The sequence below is a fragment of the Pseudoalteromonas sp. genome, assembly GCF_041629635.1.
Taxonomy (GTDB): Bacteria; Pseudomonadota; Gammaproteobacteria; order Enterobacterales; family Alteromonadaceae; genus Pseudoalteromonas.
Window position 1 is genome coordinate 58,283 of sequence record NZ_JBFKMX010000002.1, and the last position, 18,433, is coordinate 76,715.

17 protein-coding genes and 1 pseudogene are annotated in these 18,433 nt (G+C 38.0%); 14 read left to right on the top strand and 4 right to left on the bottom strand.

Translation table 11 applies throughout. The features are described 5' to 3' along the window. Positions 1-12 precede the first annotated feature (12 nt). Positions 13-1,071 (bottom strand): peptidase M42, encoded by a 1,059-nt coding sequence (locus tag ABYD77_RS00585; RefSeq protein WP_372765961.1) that lies wholly within the window; start codon positions 1,069-1,071, stop codon positions 13-15. 581 nt (positions 1,072-1,652) lie between these two features. Between ABYD77_RS00585 and ABYD77_RS00590 the strand changes: the two genes are divergently transcribed. Beyond that, positions 1,653-1,961: a hypothetical protein gene (locus ABYD77_RS00590; RefSeq protein ID WP_372765963.1), complete on the top strand. Its 309-nt coding sequence runs from the start codon at positions 1,653-1,655 to the stop codon at positions 1,959-1,961. Between the two features lie 120 nt (positions 1,962-2,081). Further along, positions 2,082-2,840, top strand: coding sequence for a substrate-binding periplasmic protein (locus tag ABYD77_RS00595; RefSeq protein ID WP_372765965.1), 759 nt, complete (start codon positions 2,082-2,084; stop codon positions 2,838-2,840). A 79-nt stretch (positions 2,841-2,919) separates the two neighbouring features. Here the strand turns inward: ABYD77_RS00595 and ABYD77_RS00600 are convergent, their stop codons facing one another. After that, the gene (locus ABYD77_RS00600; RefSeq protein ID WP_372765967.1) at positions 2,920-4,131 is read right to left on the bottom strand and encodes a hypothetical protein; all 1,212 of its coding nucleotides are present in this window, start codon (positions 4,129-4,131) and stop codon (positions 2,920-2,922) included. Between the two features lie 298 nt (positions 4,132-4,429). Here ABYD77_RS00600 and ABYD77_RS00605 point away from each other — a divergent pair, with 298 nt between their 5' ends. The 6 genes from ABYD77_RS00605 to ABYD77_RS00630 all read left to right on the top strand — a co-directional run bounded on the left by ABYD77_RS00605 (position 4,430) and on the right by ABYD77_RS00630 (position 8,632). Then, positions 4,430-4,801 carry a BlaI/MecI/CopY family transcriptional regulator gene (locus tag ABYD77_RS00605; protein ID WP_372765969.1) on the top strand — a complete coding sequence of 124 codons (372 nt, stop codon included), beginning with the start codon at positions 4,430-4,432 and terminating at the stop codon, positions 4,799-4,801. Then, the gene (locus tag ABYD77_RS00610) at positions 4,798-5,280 is read left to right on the top strand and encodes a hypothetical protein (RefSeq protein WP_372765971.1); all 483 of its coding nucleotides are present in this window, start codon (positions 4,798-4,800) and stop codon (positions 5,278-5,280) included. Before ABYD77_RS00605 ends, ABYD77_RS00610 begins: the two co-directional genes overlap by 4 nt. Then, complete coding sequence (locus tag ABYD77_RS00615) at positions 5,198-6,115, top strand: peptidoglycan DD-metalloendopeptidase family protein (RefSeq protein WP_372765973.1); 918 nt, start codon at positions 5,198-5,200, stop codon at positions 6,113-6,115. The genes ABYD77_RS00610 and ABYD77_RS00615 overlap by 83 nt, the downstream gene beginning before the upstream one ends. Position 6,116: 1 nt before the next feature. Then, positions 6,117-7,385, top strand: coding sequence for a M23 family metallopeptidase (locus ABYD77_RS00620; protein WP_372765975.1), 1,269 nt, complete (start codon positions 6,117-6,119; stop codon positions 7,383-7,385). Positions 7,386-7,968: 583 nt separating this feature from the next. After that, positions 7,969-8,181, top strand: a complete 213-nt coding sequence (locus ABYD77_RS00625; protein ID WP_372765976.1) for a cold shock domain-containing protein — start codon at positions 7,969-7,971, stop codon at positions 8,179-8,181. Positions 8,182-8,464: 283 nt separating this feature from the next. Further along, complete coding sequence (locus ABYD77_RS00630) at positions 8,465-8,632, top strand: hypothetical protein (RefSeq protein ID WP_372765978.1); 168 nt, start codon at positions 8,465-8,467, stop codon at positions 8,630-8,632. A 113-nt stretch (positions 8,633-8,745) separates the two neighbouring features. Here ABYD77_RS00630 and ABYD77_RS00635 read toward each other — a convergent pair whose 3' ends face one another. Then, positions 8,746-10,671: an alpha/beta fold hydrolase gene (locus tag ABYD77_RS00635; RefSeq protein ID WP_372765980.1), complete on the bottom strand. Its 1,926-nt coding sequence runs from the start codon at positions 10,669-10,671 to the stop codon at positions 8,746-8,748. Positions 10,672-10,907: 236 nt separating this feature from the next. Between ABYD77_RS00635 and ABYD77_RS00640 the strand changes: the two genes are divergently transcribed. Next, on the top strand, positions 10,908-12,563 hold the full coding sequence (locus tag ABYD77_RS00640; RefSeq protein WP_372765983.1) for a DUF342 domain-containing protein: 1,656 nt from the start codon (positions 10,908-10,910) through the stop codon (positions 12,561-12,563). A 213-nt stretch (positions 12,564-12,776) separates the two neighbouring features. Further along, on the top strand, positions 12,777-14,081 hold the full coding sequence (locus ABYD77_RS00645) for a DEAD/DEAH box helicase (RefSeq protein WP_372765985.1): 1,305 nt from the start codon (positions 12,777-12,779) through the stop codon (positions 14,079-14,081). Between the two features lie 105 nt (positions 14,082-14,186). Here the strand turns inward: ABYD77_RS00645 and ABYD77_RS00650 are convergent, their stop codons facing one another. Next, the gene (locus ABYD77_RS00650; RefSeq protein ID WP_372765987.1) at positions 14,187-14,525 is read right to left on the bottom strand and encodes a DUF6172 family protein; all 339 of its coding nucleotides are present in this window, start codon (positions 14,523-14,525) and stop codon (positions 14,187-14,189) included. A 1,363-nt stretch (positions 14,526-15,888) separates the two neighbouring features. Between ABYD77_RS00650 and ABYD77_RS00655 the strand changes: the two genes are divergently transcribed. From ABYD77_RS00655 to ABYD77_RS00670, 4 genes and pseudogenes are all read left to right on the top strand, one after another. Beyond that, on the top strand, positions 15,889-16,389 hold the full coding sequence (locus ABYD77_RS00655; protein WP_372765989.1) for a hypothetical protein: 501 nt from the start codon (positions 15,889-15,891) through the stop codon (positions 16,387-16,389). A 138-nt stretch (positions 16,390-16,527) separates the two neighbouring features. Then, a complete protein-coding gene (locus ABYD77_RS00660) occupies positions 16,528-16,926 on the top strand; it encodes a hypothetical protein (RefSeq protein ID WP_372765991.1) in 399 nt (132 codons plus the stop codon). Between the two features lie 224 nt (positions 16,927-17,150). After that, a complete protein-coding gene (locus ABYD77_RS00665; protein ID WP_372765994.1) occupies positions 17,151-17,918 on the top strand; it encodes a hypothetical protein in 768 nt (255 codons plus the stop codon). 299 nt (positions 17,919-18,217) lie between these two features. Next, positions 18,218-18,433 (top strand): annotated as a pseudogene (locus ABYD77_RS00670) (IS110 family transposase); the annotation flags it as partial.

Here is an 18,433-nt window from a genome sequence, read left to right on the forward strand (position 1 = left end):
AAAGAGGAGGCTTTAAGCTTTTTCATACAAGCATTTAAGCATTTTCAAAAAAGCGTCAACCGATGCGAGTGCACCTGATTCTTCCATCGTGTGATAGCCAGTTGTAGGTACTTGAATAGTGGTGCCATCTACTAGACCATTTGAACTTGCAATAATCCGACCAAGTTCAGTACTGCCAATCGAGCGTGGCGCTTCCCCCCTTTCAGCTAATAGTCGGTTTATTTTCTCCATATATTCGTCTTTATAAATGTAACTAAACTGTTGCTCTTTACAAATTGCTTCAACTAATTGTGTGGCTTCTTCATTAAAAGTGGCATTCGCATCTTTTTTTCTAAGCACTAATAATTGTTCGTTTGCAGCATCTTCATCTGGGAACGGGCTGGTATCAACTACAAATAAACGGTTTGTTGAGCCACCAAAACGACGAAACCATTCAAGTAAATATCGCCAACTTTTACCGGCTTCCTCTTGCGCTGTGAAAAACACGGTTCCTTCAAAACCCAAACTAAATAAATGCACTAATGCTGCTGCTGTTAGCACATTATCAAGTTGGCCAATTAAGCGCTCATTTTCAATGCGTAATTTATCTTTAAAGGCAACTGGCGTACCTGCAACAGCGCTTTCTAAGCCATCAATTTCAAAAATTAAGTTATTACGAAATTCACAAACGTAAGAGCTTTTAATCATTCCCTGCCCACGATACGCACCTGACCAAGGTTCGTATGCAAAAACCGGTGTGGTCTGAAAGCGTTCAGTAATCTTTGTCATTAACTCTTCCGACACAGAGTTATTCAGTAAGTCTGTACGATTGGCAGAAATAAATGCTGCATACTGAAATTCATTTGGGCCAGTACAAATTAAACCATGACGATCAATATGTGCCGAAAACATGGTACTGAACGGTTTTTTTCCTTGCGCAACCAATAAACCTTCATACCAAGTTACAGTTGCGCCACGTTCTTCAAGCTCACGTTGTAAGACACGAAAAAATGAATGCTCCGCCCCTACCACACTTGGATGGCGAATAATTTCTTTTAATAAATCGATAAACTCATTGCTCAATGTGTTCATTAATGTTCACTCTAAAATGACACGTTTTCAATCGCTCTTTATCAGTTGGTAAACCAGTTAAAAAGAACGGTTATTAAAAAGGACAGTAAATGTATTAAACACTCTGTATTTTTAGAAAGTATCTGCCTCTTTTGCCGTTCTGACAAGCAATGATTCACCTATTTGTTAGATTTGTTTTATTCAAAATATTTCAGAACAACTATATTGTTTTTTATCAACATAAAAAATTTACCTACAAAAAGCTTTCGCTTTAAATCAAATAAAAACGTTTATTTCTACATTAATTTTTTTGGCTAATTTTATAAAATCATTAAATGGCATAGATTTTTGTAATAAGTAGCCTTGGAACACTTTTACTCCCATCATTTTCAGTGTTTCGAATTGCGATAATGTTTCAACGCCTTCTACAATCTCATCGTGAATGTAGTGGCATATTTACTGTAGTGACCAACTCACATAACCCATTCATTAGTGTCTTACAATACGATCACAACTCAAAACTTTTAAATGACAGCCACGCTTGTTGCCCAACTAAATGGTTAGTTATAATCAAGGCTTATTGACCTTTTTTAGATTTCATAATGAAAAAACTTTCCAAAGTACAACAAAAACAACAAGCCTTAGTACTTGAAATTGCCGATAAGTTAGAAGAGCAAGCGCGCACTGAAGTTCCAGGCATGGTGCAATGTTGGTTTGATGTGGAATATCACCTATTCCCAGGTTCTCTTTTGCTATGCTTCCAATTTGAGGATGAGCAACAACTTACTAATGCAAAGCCAGACTTACTCAAATGGCAAAAACGTTTAAGTGCAGCACTTGTGAAAAAAGGGGTAGTACTTAAAGATATGCGAAAACACCTTCAATTTACCCTCAAAGGGCCTGAAGATTAATTGGGATGTATGATCACAAAAATATGCCCATGTTATCTAGGGCATATCATGCTAGACGGCTGGAATATCTGTTATAAGTTAGGCATGGTTAAAAATATGTTGTTTTAGTGCTTTTGCTTTATGAAAAACGTTCTTTATATTTGCCTTACCTTATTCTCACTTATCTTTGCTGTTCAAGCAAAGTCAGCAAATACCCTACGTTTTATCGCTGAAGACTTATATCCACTTCATTTTATTGATGAAAAAAACCAAGCTGACGGTTTTTTAGTTGATGTTGTCAAGGCTATTTTAAATGAATGTAATTGCGATGGCACCATAGAAATAATGCCGCAAGCCCGCGCTTTTAGAGAGTTACAAAATGACGCTAACACTTTAATGATATCGTTGTTGCAAACACCTAGTCGTGCAGAAAATTATGACTTTTTAGGAGAGGTTTTTACCGCACATGCTTATTTGGTTGGCAAAAAAGAAAAAATATTTATACTTACTAACTTACAAAGTGCACGTGGCTTAAGAGTAAGTACGGTAAGAGGTTATTTTAGCCAAGGTTATCTAGAAAAAGCAGGGTTTACCCTTGAGAAAGATCTTGTTTTAGCACCAGATCCTGCCAGTTTAATGAAAATGCTATATAAAGATCGTACGGATTTGGTATTAACTAACACATTACACCTTGAAGATGAGTTAACCAGTATTGGCCTTGACCCTACTCTTATAGAGAAAAAGCTGCGTTTAAAAGACTTTCCAAAAGAACTTCATATTGTTGCCAATAAAAAGCTAGCTGTTGAGACTAAAAGTGTGATTAGTTCGGCAATTCATAGCATTAAGTACTCAGGCCATTACAATGCATTGCTAGCAAAATGGCACCTTTATGATAGCTAAACTGATATTGCCCATGTTCCAACTCATAAAATAAGCCAGTTCACAAACTGGCTGTTAAATTAGAAGTTAAGTTTTTGGCTTAGAGCACCTCATAAACTTTCATCTTTTCCCTGTCGCTGCTAATGCTCGACATAGCGTGTTTCACATTTTTTACTAAATTTGCTTTATAAGGGCTTTGCTCAGAGACATAAACAAGCACTTTAGCTAGTTCATAATCAGAACCAATTTCTGCCCCTGCAATTTCTAGCGCAAACACCGTTTGCGCTTCATTCATTTTGTTGTATGGCAGCGATAAAAATGAACGTTGCATCTCGTAATCAGAGTCAATCGTCAAAATAAAATCTAACAGAGCATTGATATCGTTTTCAGTATTTGCGTTTGGCGCTACGTCGTAAATTAATCGATACGCTTCATAATCTGAACCAATATCATGACTTGCCGCTAGCATATCTGTAATTTGTAAGGAGTTTGTTTGCGCTAAAATTTCACTCATTAAACGGTACTTTTCATAGTCACTGCCAATGGTCTTGCTCGCATCAAAAAACGCGCTATGAACAGCTTTGTCATCTGGCAACCTAACAGCAATTGATGACAGCAATGTGCGTAGTTCGTAGTCTGACCCTATATTTTCCAGTCCATCAAACAATGTAAGCCAAACTGTTTTTGATAATGACGTTTGCTTTTCAACAAAATCCAGTGCGGCAACCTTTTGACTATAGTCACTGCTAATTTTTGAAAGCACATTAAGCACGCGCTTTTGTGCTTGTTGTTCAAGCGATTGTTTGCTGATAACCGATACATAAGCCGCTTTAGTATCGTCATTTTGTGCTTTTTCTACTTGTGTAAGTGCAGCAGCTAAATTTTGGTGTTTTACGAGCGCATTAATACGCTCTTCAGCCGCTAACGGCGTGAAATTAAACAGGCTTTGCATGGTAGCTTTAATTTGTTTTGTTGATGGTTCGCTGCTATTTTTGTGTTGTAACAAGGTGTAAGTGGCATTGCCGTTTTCCTCACTAATTTTTAGTACTTCACCAGTATCGGTGTTTTTGATTCTGATGCTACTGCCCTTTACCATTTTTAGAACGGTAAATGCATCTTCAGCAAGCACCACAGGGCCTGTTAAATCGGCTGTTACCAGGTACTCATGGCCTTGTTGCACATAATACTTTTTAAGCTCAATAACAGCGCCCGAATCATCCGTTTTAATAAATTGATGACCTACAACTCCAATACAACCTGTTGTCATAAAAGCAAATACAACTGGCAAGGTTGCTTTTGATAGCCGATTCATAAATGTGTGCATTAACTCTAAATCCGTTATTTATAATAATTATCGGGCTGTTAAAAGCAATCAACATACCAAATTATAACCATCTGATATTTATGATTTTTATAAAATATCATTGAAACCAAAGTTGCCAATAGACCTAACTATTAGCTTTTCTAACCAATCTATTGGGCTATTTCAACTAGCTCTTTATATACTGCTATTCTTTACAAAGCCAAAACTGCGACTTGTGTCGCGCCTTAACTTATGACAAATTGCGACACTTGTCACACATAAAATGTATTTGTTCAAGGAAATTGTTTTGCAACTCACCGCACCAGAACTCGAAATCTTAAAGTGCCTTTGGCAACAACAGCCTCTTACGGGCAAAGAGATCCATCAGCGTATGGAATCACTTTACGGTTGGAGTTACTCCTCTACCCGTAAAACGCTTGAGCGCATGGCACAAAAAGCTTATTTAAGCGTTGAAACTGAGAGCAACAAAAAAATCTATACAGCATTACTTAAGAAAGTGCCTACAATGGCTTCGTTTGTTAAAGATTTTTCAGAACGGGTGCTTGAAATCGATGGTGCATTACCTGTTGCGATGTTCTCAAGCAGTCAATTGTTTGAACAAAACGAATTGAATGAACTTGAAGCTCACTTAATTAACATACAAAAAAATAAAAAATGATGCTGTTATTGACCTTAATTGGGTGGGTAATACTCACCTATTTTCTTGCATTTGTGCATAAAAAAATTGCACTTACGGACCGCCTTTCGCCAATCACTTGTTGGGTAGCTTTAGCGCTTTCGCTTGGTATTTTTATGCCAAACATTGACTGGGTGGAAGTAGATAATACTAATTTCATGTGGTTAAATGACCAAGCACAGCAGCAGTTAACTTTTGTTAGCGAAGTTGCAAAACAATCCAATACTCAAAGTACTTTACAGCTCGACACACTCTTACTGATCATCTTAGCTGTGCCTGCAGCGCTTCGTTTTTTTCGCGTTTTAAAACGTTATTTTCAAGCAAAAAAGTTGATTACTAACGGGGTGCCCTACACAGACAAAAGTACCTTGCGTTGTTATGCCAATCAACCAATCGCCGTTTGTTATAGGTATTATCAAACCAACCTTGGTACTACCACAATATTTTTTGCATTTAAGTAAATCGCAGCAAGATATTATTATCGCCCATGAATTAACCCATATAAATAATCGCGATCACCTGCAAGCTTGGCTCTGGTTAGTAATTATTGAAGTATGTTGGTTTAACCCCGGGCTAAAAATGCTCAACCAGCTGTATATTAACGCCATGGAGCAACGCTGCGACTTACAGACGATAACGCAAAATACTATTTCAAAAGAAGATTATGCAAACACGCTGTTGTTATGTATTAAGCTTTCTCATCAAACAATATCAAATCCGTTTGCAACGCCATTTAATGGGCAATCATTAAATTTAAATGATTACAAAAAACGCTTTGACTATATTATTAATGAGCCGCCTATGTTAATTGGCAAAGCTGTTTTAGTCTTTGTGTTTTTTGCCAGTTTTTTACTTTTTACCAAAACTGCATTTGCCCAAATACAGTATATTCAAGAGGAGTGGCGCTTTCCTGTAAGCAACATTGCAATCAGCTCCTATTATGGCCATATTGCTAAATTCCGTAATTTGCGCCCCCACCGTGGAATTGACTTAGTAGATATAAAAGGCACACCTATCTTGGCAACAAAAACCGGTAAGGTAATCGTAACTTATCCGGATAAGCACACTATGCATAGCGGACTAGGTAAAGCTGTTGTGATACAACATAGTAATGGATGGCAATCTCTGTATGCCCATTTAGATCAGGTGGATGTAACTGAAGGGCAATGGATCAAGCAAGGTGATGTGCTCGGAAAAATGGGAGATACCGGCCGAGTCACTGGTACCCACTTGCATTTTGAACTCGCGCATCACGGCCAAGCTGTCGACCCACTTAACTACTTAAAAGATAAATAACATGCTGTATTTACATATTTTTCTGCTTACTTTATTGATAAGTGGCTGTTCAGATGACAAGCAAAACAATAATCCGCCAGTGGCAAAACAGGAGCAAAGTGCTGAAATTCCAAACAAGCCTAAAACAGTAATTATAAGCGAAGAAGCGCCAATAACCACAGGGCAATTGCAAAAAACTTACACGTTAAGTCAGGACGAAACCCTTACTCATGTCTTAAAATCTGCAGGTTTTAGCTTGGCGAATATTATTAATTTAGCAAAATCAGTCAAACCTCATTTTGATTTCACAAAAATTAGAATCAATACACAATTTGACGTTATTGAAACAAAAGAAAGTAAAACAATTCGCTTTGCGAACGATTATGCTAAAGTCATTGAAGCTACATTAGTTAATAATAAATGGCAAATTGCAGAAGTTGAAACACCACTTTTCACACATGAAGTCAGCCGTTCATTTTCAATTGATCACAGTCTTTATCAAGCGGCCAATAAAGCCAATGTGCCGCAAAATGTGGTTAATAGCGCTATTATAGCAATGTCACACTTTATTGATTTCCAAAGGGAGATAAGACAAGGTGATGAAATCACGCTTAATTTTACTGTATCCAAAGTCAAACACGATACGCATTTATTTAATCAGTTTTCACCACCTCAAATGCTTGTTGCCATTGACTTTAAAAATCAAGGTAAGCAATACAGCTTATATCAATACCAAAACGCCTTTTATTTTGAAGATGGTAAACTAGCACAAAATTTTTTGATGAAAACACCACTCAATGGTGCGCGCTTATCGTCGTATTTTGGTAAACGTAAGCACCCGGTTTTAGGCTATACACGCCAACATAAAGGGATTGATTTTAGTGCACCGATTGGCACTCCCATTATGGCTGCCGGCAAAGGTAAGGTGATTAAAGCAAGTTATAGCAAAAGTTTTGGTAACCGCGTATTGATTGATCATAGCAATGGCTATCGCAGCTTGTATGCGCATTTAAAAGGATTTGCAAAAGGCATAAAACAAGGGAGCCTCGTACGCCAAGGTCAAATAATTGGTTATTTAGGCAATACTGGGTTGTCCACAGCGCGCCATTTACATTACGAATTACATAAAAATGGCCGAGTGATTAACCCTCTGAAGATGAAGCAACCCAGTAATATTCAACTTAGCGGTGACGATTTGCTCGCATTTAATGCGCATATTAAGACTATAAATAAACGTTATACTGCACTCGTTGTTAAGCAACATGTTCTCGACATAACTACTATATTGTAATTAACCATGTCATTTTAAATATCAGTAATTCTTATGCTGACAATACAGCGATATTGTTGCAAATGTAATGGTTAACCATGTTTGAAATTGCACCACAATTGCAGCAGCATCAATTAGAGTACTTGTACAACAGTAAGCGTTTTCATGTCTCTTCTAATACTAAATAGACATAAACAAATTACATCATCAGTTGTGAAGAAACCTTGTAGCGTTAAACACTTACCAATGAAAAGGAGCTTTCCTCCCTTTTATTGATTGCATGTAAAAATTCTTTTTGTGGTTAAAGAGCGCAAATAAGCTAAATCTAACATAAAAAAATCACCAAATGGTTTCTCTAAATAAACTCGCATTTATAAATAAAATTAATTAAAAAGTATACAAACCCACATTACTACCGTAAACTTCGCAGGCTTTAGAAATTTAAAGCTTTATCTACTACTGCACGTTTTGTTTCTCTTTCTTCTTTATTAATTTTAAGTCGAACTGGTATCTATATTTGCTTTATTGGTTACTGTTTTACTTGTTTATCTATAGCTTTATCCGGTGAGATTTCACCACAAATTAATTAATAAAAGGTTTCAATATGTCTGATTCAGTAACTGGCGTAGTAAAGTGGTTTAACCAAGAAAAAGGTTTTGGATTTGTAACACCAACTGACGGTGGCAAAGATGTGTTTGTACATTTTCGCGCAATCGTTTCTGATGGTTATAAGTCATTAGACGAAGGTCAGCAGGTTCAATTCACTGTTGAGCAAGGCCCAAAAGGCCCACAAGCTTCAAATGTTGTAGCACTATAATTAAGTGCTCTTCCAAGGCTAGTAACAACTAGCCTTATTATCACTGTAATACCAATTCTGTTAAGTATGTGATCAGGGATAGCGCTAGATAAATGAAATGATAACAAGGCGGAATTTTTCTTATGTAGTTGTTCTACATTGATAAATTCTAACGCAGTTAGCATGATATTTAGTCCGCTAGGATGATCAGCTACTTAAGTGAATTGGTATAATACGCCTCCTTAAATTAACCCATCAGTTTTTGTCTTACAGTACCCCCAAGTAAAAATATAAAAGATCTAATATGATACATACATTTAGTGCCGCTAGCATAAATGCTCAGCCGCCAATTTTATCCATTTCCGTAAATAAAAACAGCGTTGTCTTTACCGATAATGCTGAGCGTAAGAATGTGCGTTTTGAAACTGCCTTCGAGAAAAAGCAGTTTTTAAAATGGCTTATGACTATTTAACATTTCATCCAAAATCTAATGTGAAAACCCTTAAAAGTAGCTTCTCTATGATTACTCGCATTCACAAACAAGCCGGAGATTACTCCGGCTTTTTGCAATTTTAAAAATGTTAATTAGTTATTTAAATAGGTATTTAAAAACTTAAGGTAAGCATTTGATGCTTCAATGCGGTTTTCTTTTTTAGTAAAACCATGGCCTTCATCATCAAATAATATATATTCTACCGGCACACCATTAGCTTTTACCGCTGCCACCAGCTCATCACTTTCCACTTGCAGAACACGAGGATCATTCGCGCCTTGAATTACCATTAGTGGTTTGGTGATATTTTTAGCATGGAATAATGGCGAAATAGCGCGGTGACGCTCACCATCTGTTGCTGGGTCGCCCATTTCATCATAAAGCGCTTTTTTAAAGCTCTCCCACCATGGTGGAATAGAATTAAGCGTTCTGACCCAATTAGTTACACCAAAAATATTAATACCCACTTCAAATTCTTCCGGCTCAAACGCAAGCGCCGCCGCGGTCATAAAGCCGCCATAACTGCCACCCATAATGCCAATTTTATCGCCATCTACCCAGTCTAAACTTTGTAGGTGTTTTTTACCGTACACAATGTCTTGTAAATCATCGGTACCGTGTTTTTTATCATCCAAATGGAAGAAGGTTTTGCCGTAGCCCGAGCTACCACGGTTATTCACCGCAAAAATAGCATAGCCATGGTTTACCAAGTGCTGCTGCATAGCGCTATAACCGGTGCGGCTCTGTCCACCTGGTCCGCCATGCACCCACACAAGTGCAGGCACTTTATTATTGCTATTTGCTTGTTTTGGTTTGTATAGCACGCCCGGGATTTCTAGCCCATCAAAGCTTTTAAAGCGCACAATAGTACTTTCAACCAGATCATTTTGATCAATTGCTGCGCTTAAACTGTTGGTAAGTTGCGATGCGTTTGATGACCCTACCTGCCAAACAAATAAATTATTCGGTGACGTATCGGAATTTAAGTAAAACGCCATGGTTTTTTCATCTGCCGAGAAATTTACGCCACGTAAATTACCCGCAGGTAAACTTGGCATCGCAATCGATTGCCCAGTTTTTGTATCCATCACAGTGACTTTAGTGCTGGCATCAGCATTTACACCACTCACTTGGTAGCGCCCTGATTTAGAAAAGTAAATAAAGTTAACATCCCACTCATCTTTGAGCGCAAGGCGATGTTCACCCGAGGTTAAATCGTAGCGCCAAATCTGTGCAAATTCGCCTTTTGCGTTGGTTGAGTAATAAAGTGCCTTGCTGTCTCGCGAGAAGGTTTCTGGGCCAAATGTGGCTTCAACATCTTTGCCAGCAATCAACTCTGGTTTAAGTGTTTTTTTCATCGTATCGAGAATAAACACGTCGCTATCTTTGTTTGAGTTATTTTTAGAAAGCGCAATAAAACGGCCGTCCGGACTAATTGCACCCACATCTAACCCCATTTTATTTTGATAAACAGGCGTTACTTCATAGCTTTTGGCGTCAACACGGTACAAGTCCATAAACTTAGCATCGCGTTGGTTACTGGTAATGTAAAAATGACTACCATCTTCTGTGAAACCGGCAAAGCGCGCACGGGTTTCACCGCCCGGTGTTAAGTCTTTAACACTGCCGTCAACTTCGCGTACATACACATGAAAACGCTCATTACCGCCTGAATCTTTGGTAAAGATCACGCGTTCATCATTTGGAAAATAACGCACCGCATAGGTACTGTCTTGAAAATCTGTTAAGCGTGTTTTTTTTGCAGTTTTAATATCAACAGCATAAAGGCTATAAATGCCACTTTTATCACTGCTCACCAGTATTTTGTCACCATTTGGTGAAAAGCTGCTGCCCATAATAGAGGTGGTGTCAAAGAAAGTTTCAGCATCATATTGTTTTAGTGTTTGTAATTGTTGTAATGCCTCTACCGCTTGAAGAGTACTATTTGTTTGTGAACAGCCTGCTAACGCAAGCCCTAGCGCACAGGCGACTGTTGCTAATTGAAAGTGCTTTTTCATTATAATTATTCCTTGTAAATTATCCGCTTTCGATTGTCACCAAAACAATATCTGGACTCAAGCGCCTTTACAAATTAACTGTTCAAAATGCCCCCATCCAAGAAAAACTATAACCGAAAAGATTTTTATCTGCCTTTCAAGGAGGGCTTAAAATACGCAACCCAAAATTAAACGACTAATATTAAATTACTTAGTTAATTTTATTTGGACACAGGCACTATTTTTACAGGCACTCTATGGCGAGTTTCAGTTTTGACTACAATAAAGATACTAGGGAACTCGATTTAATTATTCAAGAAGTCGAAAAATCCCCCAAACCAGAGCTAAAAAAAATTAAGCAGTTATTTGAGCAATCAGACTTCCGAAATATGTTGCTAAATGAAAATAACCTAAAAAAGCTAATTGACTCTCTTGAACAAGATCAGCTGGATGAACCCTCGCATAAGTTAAGTGCAACCATTGCCACAACCAAAGATGCCGACATGTCATTAACAGTTTCTCCGGATGAAATGACAGCATCCATTGAGATCACCTGCGCTTTTGCAGGAAAGCACATTAATGAGACTGATATAGTTAACTTGCTCATTGAAAATGGTATTAAAAAAACAGCAAATAAAGACATGATTGTGCAGCTTGTTAACCAAGCGAAAACCGCAAAGCCAGGTGAACAAGTCAGCCAAATAGTTGCCAATGGCAAACTGGCTGTCAATGGAGAAAATGGTTATATTAATTATCTTGTGCCTGATCCTTCCGATAGAAAGCTATGCCCAAAACTGCTTGAAAACGGCAATGTGGACATGCGCGAGCTCGGCGAATTATGCTATGTACAAAAAGGCAAAAAATTAGCTGAACTAGTGCCGCCAACACTAGGAGAGAAAGGCTTTACTGTTCTTGAAAAACCCCTCGAACCTGAAGCAGGACAAGCCGCCACCTTATCTGAAAGTGAAGGTTCTGTATTTGCTGATGAATTAGAATCAACCTTAATTGCCGATTTTGATGGCATGCCTAAACACGAACCTAATGGTGTCTCGGTGGTAAAAGTATTTAACATCAACAATATTGATGTGAGTACCGGAAATATCCGCTTTGACGGAACCATTATGGTTCAGGGGGATATTTGCGAAGGTTATAAAGCGCGAGCCAGTGGCGATATTATTGTTGCAGGCAGTGTTGAGTCTGCCTACGTAGAGGCAGGCGGCAGCGTTAGCATTGGCAAAGGCGTAATTGGCCACGCCATAGAAAACACCGATGAAGAAGACAAAAGTTGCACCATAATCGCTGGCGGTAATATTAATGTGCATCATGTGCAATACGTGAACTTGTTTGCAAATGGCGATATTCACGTTAGCCAGTTTGCTTCGCACTGCAAGTTCTGTGTCAGAGGTCATTTTTGGGTAGGTAAAGATGAAAACCCCAATGGAAAAGTGGTTAGTTGCGATATTTTAGTCGGAAAGTCCGTTTCAGCTGGCAGCCTTGGCTCGCGTTCTGGTACACATATGCTGATAAATTTTAACTACTCCTTTGCAGGACTGGAACAAACTTATAAAGCACTTATCGAACGGAAACACCTTTATCTGGCAAAAGTTCGAAAAGTTAAATACCTCATAGCTCAGCTTACATCGCGTAATGAAAACTGCTCTGAAAAATTAGCGCGCCTTAAAAAGACCCTAGTACGCTATCTTGACGCAATCGACAAACTTGTAATAGTCATTGAGGCGAAAAATAACAAATTATCGTTACACCGAAGTGATATTACTATAATCGCAACACAAGCCCTTTTAACTGGTGTAGAGATATGCATTGAACAAAAACACTTGGTTTGTAACAGGGACTATGGCCCTTCAAAAATCACTTACCTTGACAATGAAATCAAGTTAGATCCGCTAACTTAAACACCATTTCTTCCATTCAAAGACGGTAATTAATATTTGCTTTTCCACTAAATGACTTTAACAACTGTTAATTTTGCGAAGACTGGAGGTTTAAGTGGTTAATAGTGGTAGAATTGCCCAAATCAGCCAAAGACAGTTTAAAATTAGTATTCTCCCTTTAGCTTTAAAGCTTGTCAGTACACTAATTTATAGAATTTATCAGGAACAGCTTGTATGAGCTTCAATAACTTAGGTTTAACCAAAGCATTATTAACGGCTATTACCGAGCAAGGTTATCAAGAGCCCTCAGCCATTCAACGTGAAGCCATCCCTGCGATTTTAGCGCACAAAGATGTGATGGCCATTGCCCAAACAGGTACGGGAAAAACAGCAGGTTTTTCACTCCCTGTGTTACAGCTTGTAGCAGGCCAACAGTCAATCCAAGCAAAGCATATTCGCGCGCTTATTATCACGCCAACGCGCGAACTTGCAGCCCAAGTTGCAACCAGCATTAATAATTATGCGGCGCACTTAGATGTGAGCTCGCTGGCTGTGTTTGGCGGAGTACGAATAGAGCCACAAATTGCAGCACTTGAAAATGGCGTAGACGTGCTTATCGCAACGCCAGGGCGATTAATGGATTTATATCAGCAAGGTGCAGTCAGTTTTGAGCAGTTAACTCTATTAGTGCTCGATGAAGCGGATCGCATGCTGGACTTAGGCTTTATTGATGATATCAAAAGAATCTCAAACCTATTGCCGACAAAACGCCAAACACTGATGTTTTCTGCCACCTTTACAAACCAAATTAAAGCACTTGCAGAAACCATGCTGTTAAACCCAGTCCTGATTGAAGTTGAAGCAGCAAACAGTACGGTGGAAAACATTACACAGACGTTATATCACGTTGATAAGCATCAAAAAACTGATGTACTAATTCATTTACTAAAAAAGAAAAAGTGGCCTCAATTACTTGTATTTAGTCGCACGAAGCAAGGGGCTGAAGCATTAGTTAACACATTAAAAAGCGCAGGGATTTCAGCGGATTCTATCCATGCAAATCGTACACAGCATGCCCGCACAATCGCCCTTACTGAGTTTAAAAACGAAACTGTAAATGTGCTTGTTGCAACAGATCTTGCTGCGCGTGGTATTGATATTAATCAGCTACCTTGTGTTATCAATTTTGATTTACCCTATGTAGCTGAAGATTATGTACACCGTATTGGTCGCACCGGTCGCGCGGGTAAAAAAGGGCAAGCTATTTCGCTTTTTAGTGACGACGAAGCAAAGCAATTAAACGCCATAGAGCGATTGATTAATCGCAAATTTTCACGTGAAGTTGTCGCAGGCTTTGTGCCAAGCAGGCAACGTGCTGAGCAAATGTGGGGCGGCGCAAAAGATAACTCACCAACTAAGAGCAAAAAAGGCAATAAAAAAGGGAATAAACATCAGTTTGACGACGATGAATATGGCAATTTTGAGCCAATGCCAGATGTTTCTAACAAGAAAAAATCAAATAAACGAAAACGTCGCTAAGCCTAAACAAGCTGTTTTTGGGTGAGAGAGCACAATAAAAAACCGAAGCTGGATGCTTCGGTTTTTATTTTCAATGACTAACACTATTTAGTAATAGCCTTACTATTAGCCTTCAAACTCGTCATCATAATCATCTTCAAAGTCATAATCATCATGCGATAGTTTAGCTTGGCGCACCGCAGGTTTTGCTAAAATTTCAATGTAAAATGAGGTTAAGTTTTCAAGCTGGGTTTTATCAATCATCTTATTGATTTGTGATAAATGCACTACCTCTGCTTCTGCTTCAGTGTTACCAAATTTACAATCGAAGTCCCAGTAATCAGCACCTTGTGGCAATTTTTTATTGCGCTCACGTTTGATGTATTTTTTAACTTCATGTTTTACCGCATCAACTCGCCTTGCGATTTTGATTTTAGGATGCGTTAATTCGAATGTTTTTTTCATGGTTGCCTTCAAATAAGAAATACTCAATTGTGCGGTATGCATGCTGAGTAAAAGAAGTGGATTTATAAGCCCGCATTATTATGTGCATATAAACTCAAATAATGGTGCTATTTTACGTTAAATTTAGCGCACTAGCATTAACTATTATTTCTAGCGCTCTTTGCTATTTAAACTAAACATGGAAAGTGGCTATCAAACTAAAATACTCCACTTTTATTTACTTTTAATGTATTCAATTAGTTAAACAAATTTGTCATATACCACCCATCATTTATCAACGCGAACAAGCAATAACCACCTAGCGACTGTGGTTTATTGCTTCTCACAACTGTCGTGTCAAATTTGTAGTTCACCTTTAACACTTGGGTTGTTTGCCATTTTTCAACTCTTTTTCTAACAGCTCTAGAGTGATGACTTTCTGGGTTTTCTACCAGCTCATAGTCTTGGATAAGAAAATTGTTAATACCCGCGTACCGTGACTTCGTATACTAGTCATTTTGTTTATCAACAAATCGTTTTAATGCCCCTTCTTTTCCACGTATTTGTTCTGGAATCAGCTGCTTGAAAGCATCATAATTTTGATTTTTCACAATATTCGCAGCGTCGATACAGTGCGATTTTTACTGGTTGAATTCAGCCGTAAAAGCCGAAGAAGAATATAATACAGATAGGGTCCATAATGCGTATGTCATATATTATCCTTAATATTTAACGCTAAGATTTTGTGTGTTTACAACCTAATAACCTCCACTTGTACCCATTTGGTTTACAGATTAATTTTTACATTCCCAATGTCTTCAACCTATTTTTTGACATAAATCACGCAAAAACCTCATTTTTACAATGGATACATATTTAGTGAGCAATGCAAATTAAAATTGTATATTTTATGTCTTTGTTGTAATGGCGCTTCACTGTACATTATTAAGCAGCAACATAAACAAGGAAATGTAATGAAAAAATTATTGATTGGATGTCTTTGGCTTATGTCGCCCCCCCTCTTAGCTGAGCAAATTGTTGACGCAAACTTTACTCCGAAAAACACTGTAAAACCTTTCAAAGCCAAAACGCGCCTAAAATAACTCTTGATGCAGCGCATTTTAATTTTCATACCTTAGATGACCGCTATAAACCCTTTGACAAAATATTAGAAAGTAATGGTTTTAAATTAACGCAAAGCACAACAGCTTTTAGTAAAGAGCAACTTGAGAAAACGGATATTTTAGTTATCGCCAATGCGTTAAATAAAAAGAACATAGAGGATTGGGACTTACCAAATTTTAGTGCATTCTCACGCGCCAAAATCGACGCTGTATTTCACTGGGTAAAAGCCGGCGGTTCATTATTGCTTATTGCTGATCATATGCCGTTTCCAAAAGCGGCCGCTGAGCTTGCCGCAATTTTTGGCTTTCAATTTACCAATGGCTATGTAGAGGAACTTGAAAATCGCGAGCAAATTTTTTCAACAGCGAAAGGAAACCTACTTCCCCACCCATTATTGCAAGGTATTAATGGAAAAGCCCCAGTAAACGCAATAAAACTGTTTACTGGTCAAGCATTTTTGGCACCGCCAAAAGCAGTTCCTTTAATTATGATTGGCAAACAATCGTTTAATTTAATGCCCAATAAATCATGGGAGTTCCCAGATGATACGCCTGAAATTGATGCTGAAGGTTGGTTACAAGGGGCAACATTAGAGTTTCATAAAGGGCGTATTGCTGTTTTTGGTGAAGCAGCAATGTTTACAGCACAATTAAGTGGCGAAAAAGACCAGCAAATCAAAATGGGGTTAAATGCCGAAGGGGCTGAACAAAATGAGCAATTTTTATTGAATGTTATGCACTGGCTGGCAAGAGAAATCTAATCGAAATAAATGACAAAGGCGTTTTTAAAATGATGGTGTTTCACTATTTAAAACGCCCTGCTATTCATCTAAAAAACTGCTTTTTAAACATTAATTTTATTACAATACATTTTGGTTTTTAAATGTACGAGAGAATTTATGCTAAAAGGCTTAATGATTACGGTAATAAGTATTTCCTTAGTCGTCGCGGCTATTGTGTTAAGCAATGACTTTGATTACATCCAACATGGTGAGGCTAAGTTTGTTTATGACACAACAAGTGTTAATGAAGAAATGGCGCAGCAAATTCATCAGTTTCTATTAGATAAGAATGTTTACCAAGGTAAAACAGGTGAATTATTCTTACTGAAACAAACAGATGCGGGTCAGTGGATGTTAAAATTCCCGGTTTATCAAGGTGGTGACGTAGCACCTCAGCTAATGCGTGATTTAGAAGTTTTTGCAAAAGAGTTGCAAAACCATATTTTAAACGGCGCGTCACTTGAAGTTCATATTACCAATGCAGGTTATCAAGGTGTGCAATATTTTGAGATCTAGATATTTTTACTGAGATAATGTTCACACGTTCCCCCCTGAAAACGTGTAATCGCTCATATTTAAATAAAATTAATTACCTCTCTACGCTAAAAAGCCTGCTTTTTTTATCAGAAACCACGCTATCAGTGCTTGTTTAAATCTCTTTATCTTTTGTTGATTCCATCTTGCTGAGTTTTACAGTAAGCTGCTTTACGTTGTAACAAAATAAGAAATAGGAAAGAACTGTGAACAAACGAATTGAACCTGAATTATTTAGTAAAGTGCCCGATTTAAACCAGGTTGAAAATACAACGCAGTCCTCTTCTCAAGCAAATAATTCATCAGCCACACCACAGCAAAATACAGTTCAACAAACCGCACCTGTAAAACAAAGCAACATTACAACATGGCTTGGTTTTGCTGCAATTTTAGCATTATCTGCTGGCGGTTATTTTTTACATAAACAAAATTTAAAAACTCATGCGCAGTTAGTCGCATCTGAACAGCGTATTGCTGAATTAGAAAGCGCGCTTTCTGCTACCGGTGAAGAAATGGGTGAATCTGCAGGCGCAATTAAAGCCAAATTATCAGCCTTGAGTAAGCGCACTGACGAGCTTTGGACACAAATGGACAAGTTATGGGCTTCTGCGTGGCGTCGTAACCAGTCTGATATTAAAAAGCTTGAAGAGTTAACGGCCAGCAACCAATCTAAACAAACAAAAGCTGTAGGTGATGCCAGTGCTAAAATCAGTGTCTTGTCACAAGCACAGTCAGATCTTACGTTAAAGCTGTCTTATTTAGAAGAACAACAACAAGCAGCGAACACGCTTAAAACAAAATTAGCGACACTAAATTCAAAACTGGATGAGTTAAAAGCACAATCACAAGGCCGCGATGCAAAACAAGTAGAAATTGGTGGCACCATTGCACAACTTGAGCTTACCCAAACAGCCCTTACTGAACAATTATCACGTTTAGAGAAGAAGCTGACAACTGGTGGGCAAACGCTTTAATTTATAAGTAGTTATAAGCAAAGTTAGCTCCCTAATCATAATTAAAACGTCTATAGCAAAAAGGTTAGCAAATAAAGCTAACCTTTTCATTTTGGGAACGTCACAACATTATCTGCCAAGTATCCAATTTAGGATATTAGTGAAGTTAAATATCGGATTTGTGCCAACAACTGTCATTCACAGACATAATGACTACCACACGGTGCTAGCCTCCGCATTTTCGTAGGTTAGCTTAAAGCCAGCGCCATAATTAGTTTGTCAATTAACTAAACAGCAGAGGCTGGTATGACTAAAATAACATACTTTTCATTAACTTAGATACACAGAAAGAGTTTGTTGAAGTGGCGTACATTGAAGACAATCGAGAGGCACAGCCCATCCACTTTGGGCGCATATCTTCGGCTAAAACCGCTATTAAAAAGCTCATTCGCCAGTTCGAATCCAAATACCCTAACGCAACTCTGCATTTCGTTTATGAAGCTGGCCCTTGTGGTTATTGGATTTACCGCTTAATT

Coding starts and splice junctions, on each gene's coding strand:
- ABYD77_RS00585 (WP_372765961.1), bottom strand. CDS start 1,071: ATGAACACATTGAGCAATGAGTTTATCGATTTATTAAAAGAAATTATT.
- ABYD77_RS00590 (WP_372765963.1), top strand. CDS start 1,653: ATGAAAAAACTTTCCAAAGTACAACAAAAACAACAAGCCTTAGTACTT.
- ABYD77_RS00595 (WP_372765965.1), top strand. CDS start 2,082: ATGAAAAACGTTCTTTATATTTGCCTTACCTTATTCTCACTTATCTTT.
- ABYD77_RS00600 (WP_372765967.1), bottom strand. CDS start 4,131: ATGAATCGGCTATCAAAAGCAACCTTGCCAGTTGTATTTGCTTTTATG.
- ABYD77_RS00610 (WP_372765971.1), top strand. CDS start 4,798: ATGATGCTGTTATTGACCTTAATTGGGTGGGTAATACTCACCTATTTT.
- ABYD77_RS00615 (WP_372765973.1), top strand. CDS start 5,198: ATGCCAATCAACCAATCGCCGTTTGTTATAGGTATTATCAAACCAACC.
- ABYD77_RS00620 (WP_372765975.1), top strand. CDS start 6,117: ATGCTGTATTTACATATTTTTCTGCTTACTTTATTGATAAGTGGCTGT.
- ABYD77_RS00625 (WP_372765976.1), top strand. CDS start 7,969: ATGTCTGATTCAGTAACTGGCGTAGTAAAGTGGTTTAACCAAGAAAAA.
- ABYD77_RS00630 (WP_372765978.1), top strand. CDS start 8,465: ATGATACATACATTTAGTGCCGCTAGCATAAATGCTCAGCCGCCAATT.
- ABYD77_RS00635 (WP_372765980.1), bottom strand. CDS start 10,671: ATGAAAAAGCACTTTCAATTAGCAACAGTCGCCTGTGCGCTAGGGCTT.
- ABYD77_RS00640 (WP_372765983.1), top strand. CDS start 10,908: ATGGCGAGTTTCAGTTTTGACTACAATAAAGATACTAGGGAACTCGAT.
- ABYD77_RS00645 (WP_372765985.1), top strand. CDS start 12,777: ATGAGCTTCAATAACTTAGGTTTAACCAAAGCATTATTAACGGCTATT.
- ABYD77_RS00650 (WP_372765987.1), bottom strand. CDS start 14,525: ATGAAAAAAACATTCGAATTAACGCATCCTAAAATCAAAATCGCAAGG.
- ABYD77_RS00655 (WP_372765989.1), top strand. CDS start 15,889: ATGCCGTTTCCAAAAGCGGCCGCTGAGCTTGCCGCAATTTTTGGCTTT.
- ABYD77_RS00660 (WP_372765991.1), top strand. CDS start 16,528: ATGCTAAAAGGCTTAATGATTACGGTAATAAGTATTTCCTTAGTCGTC.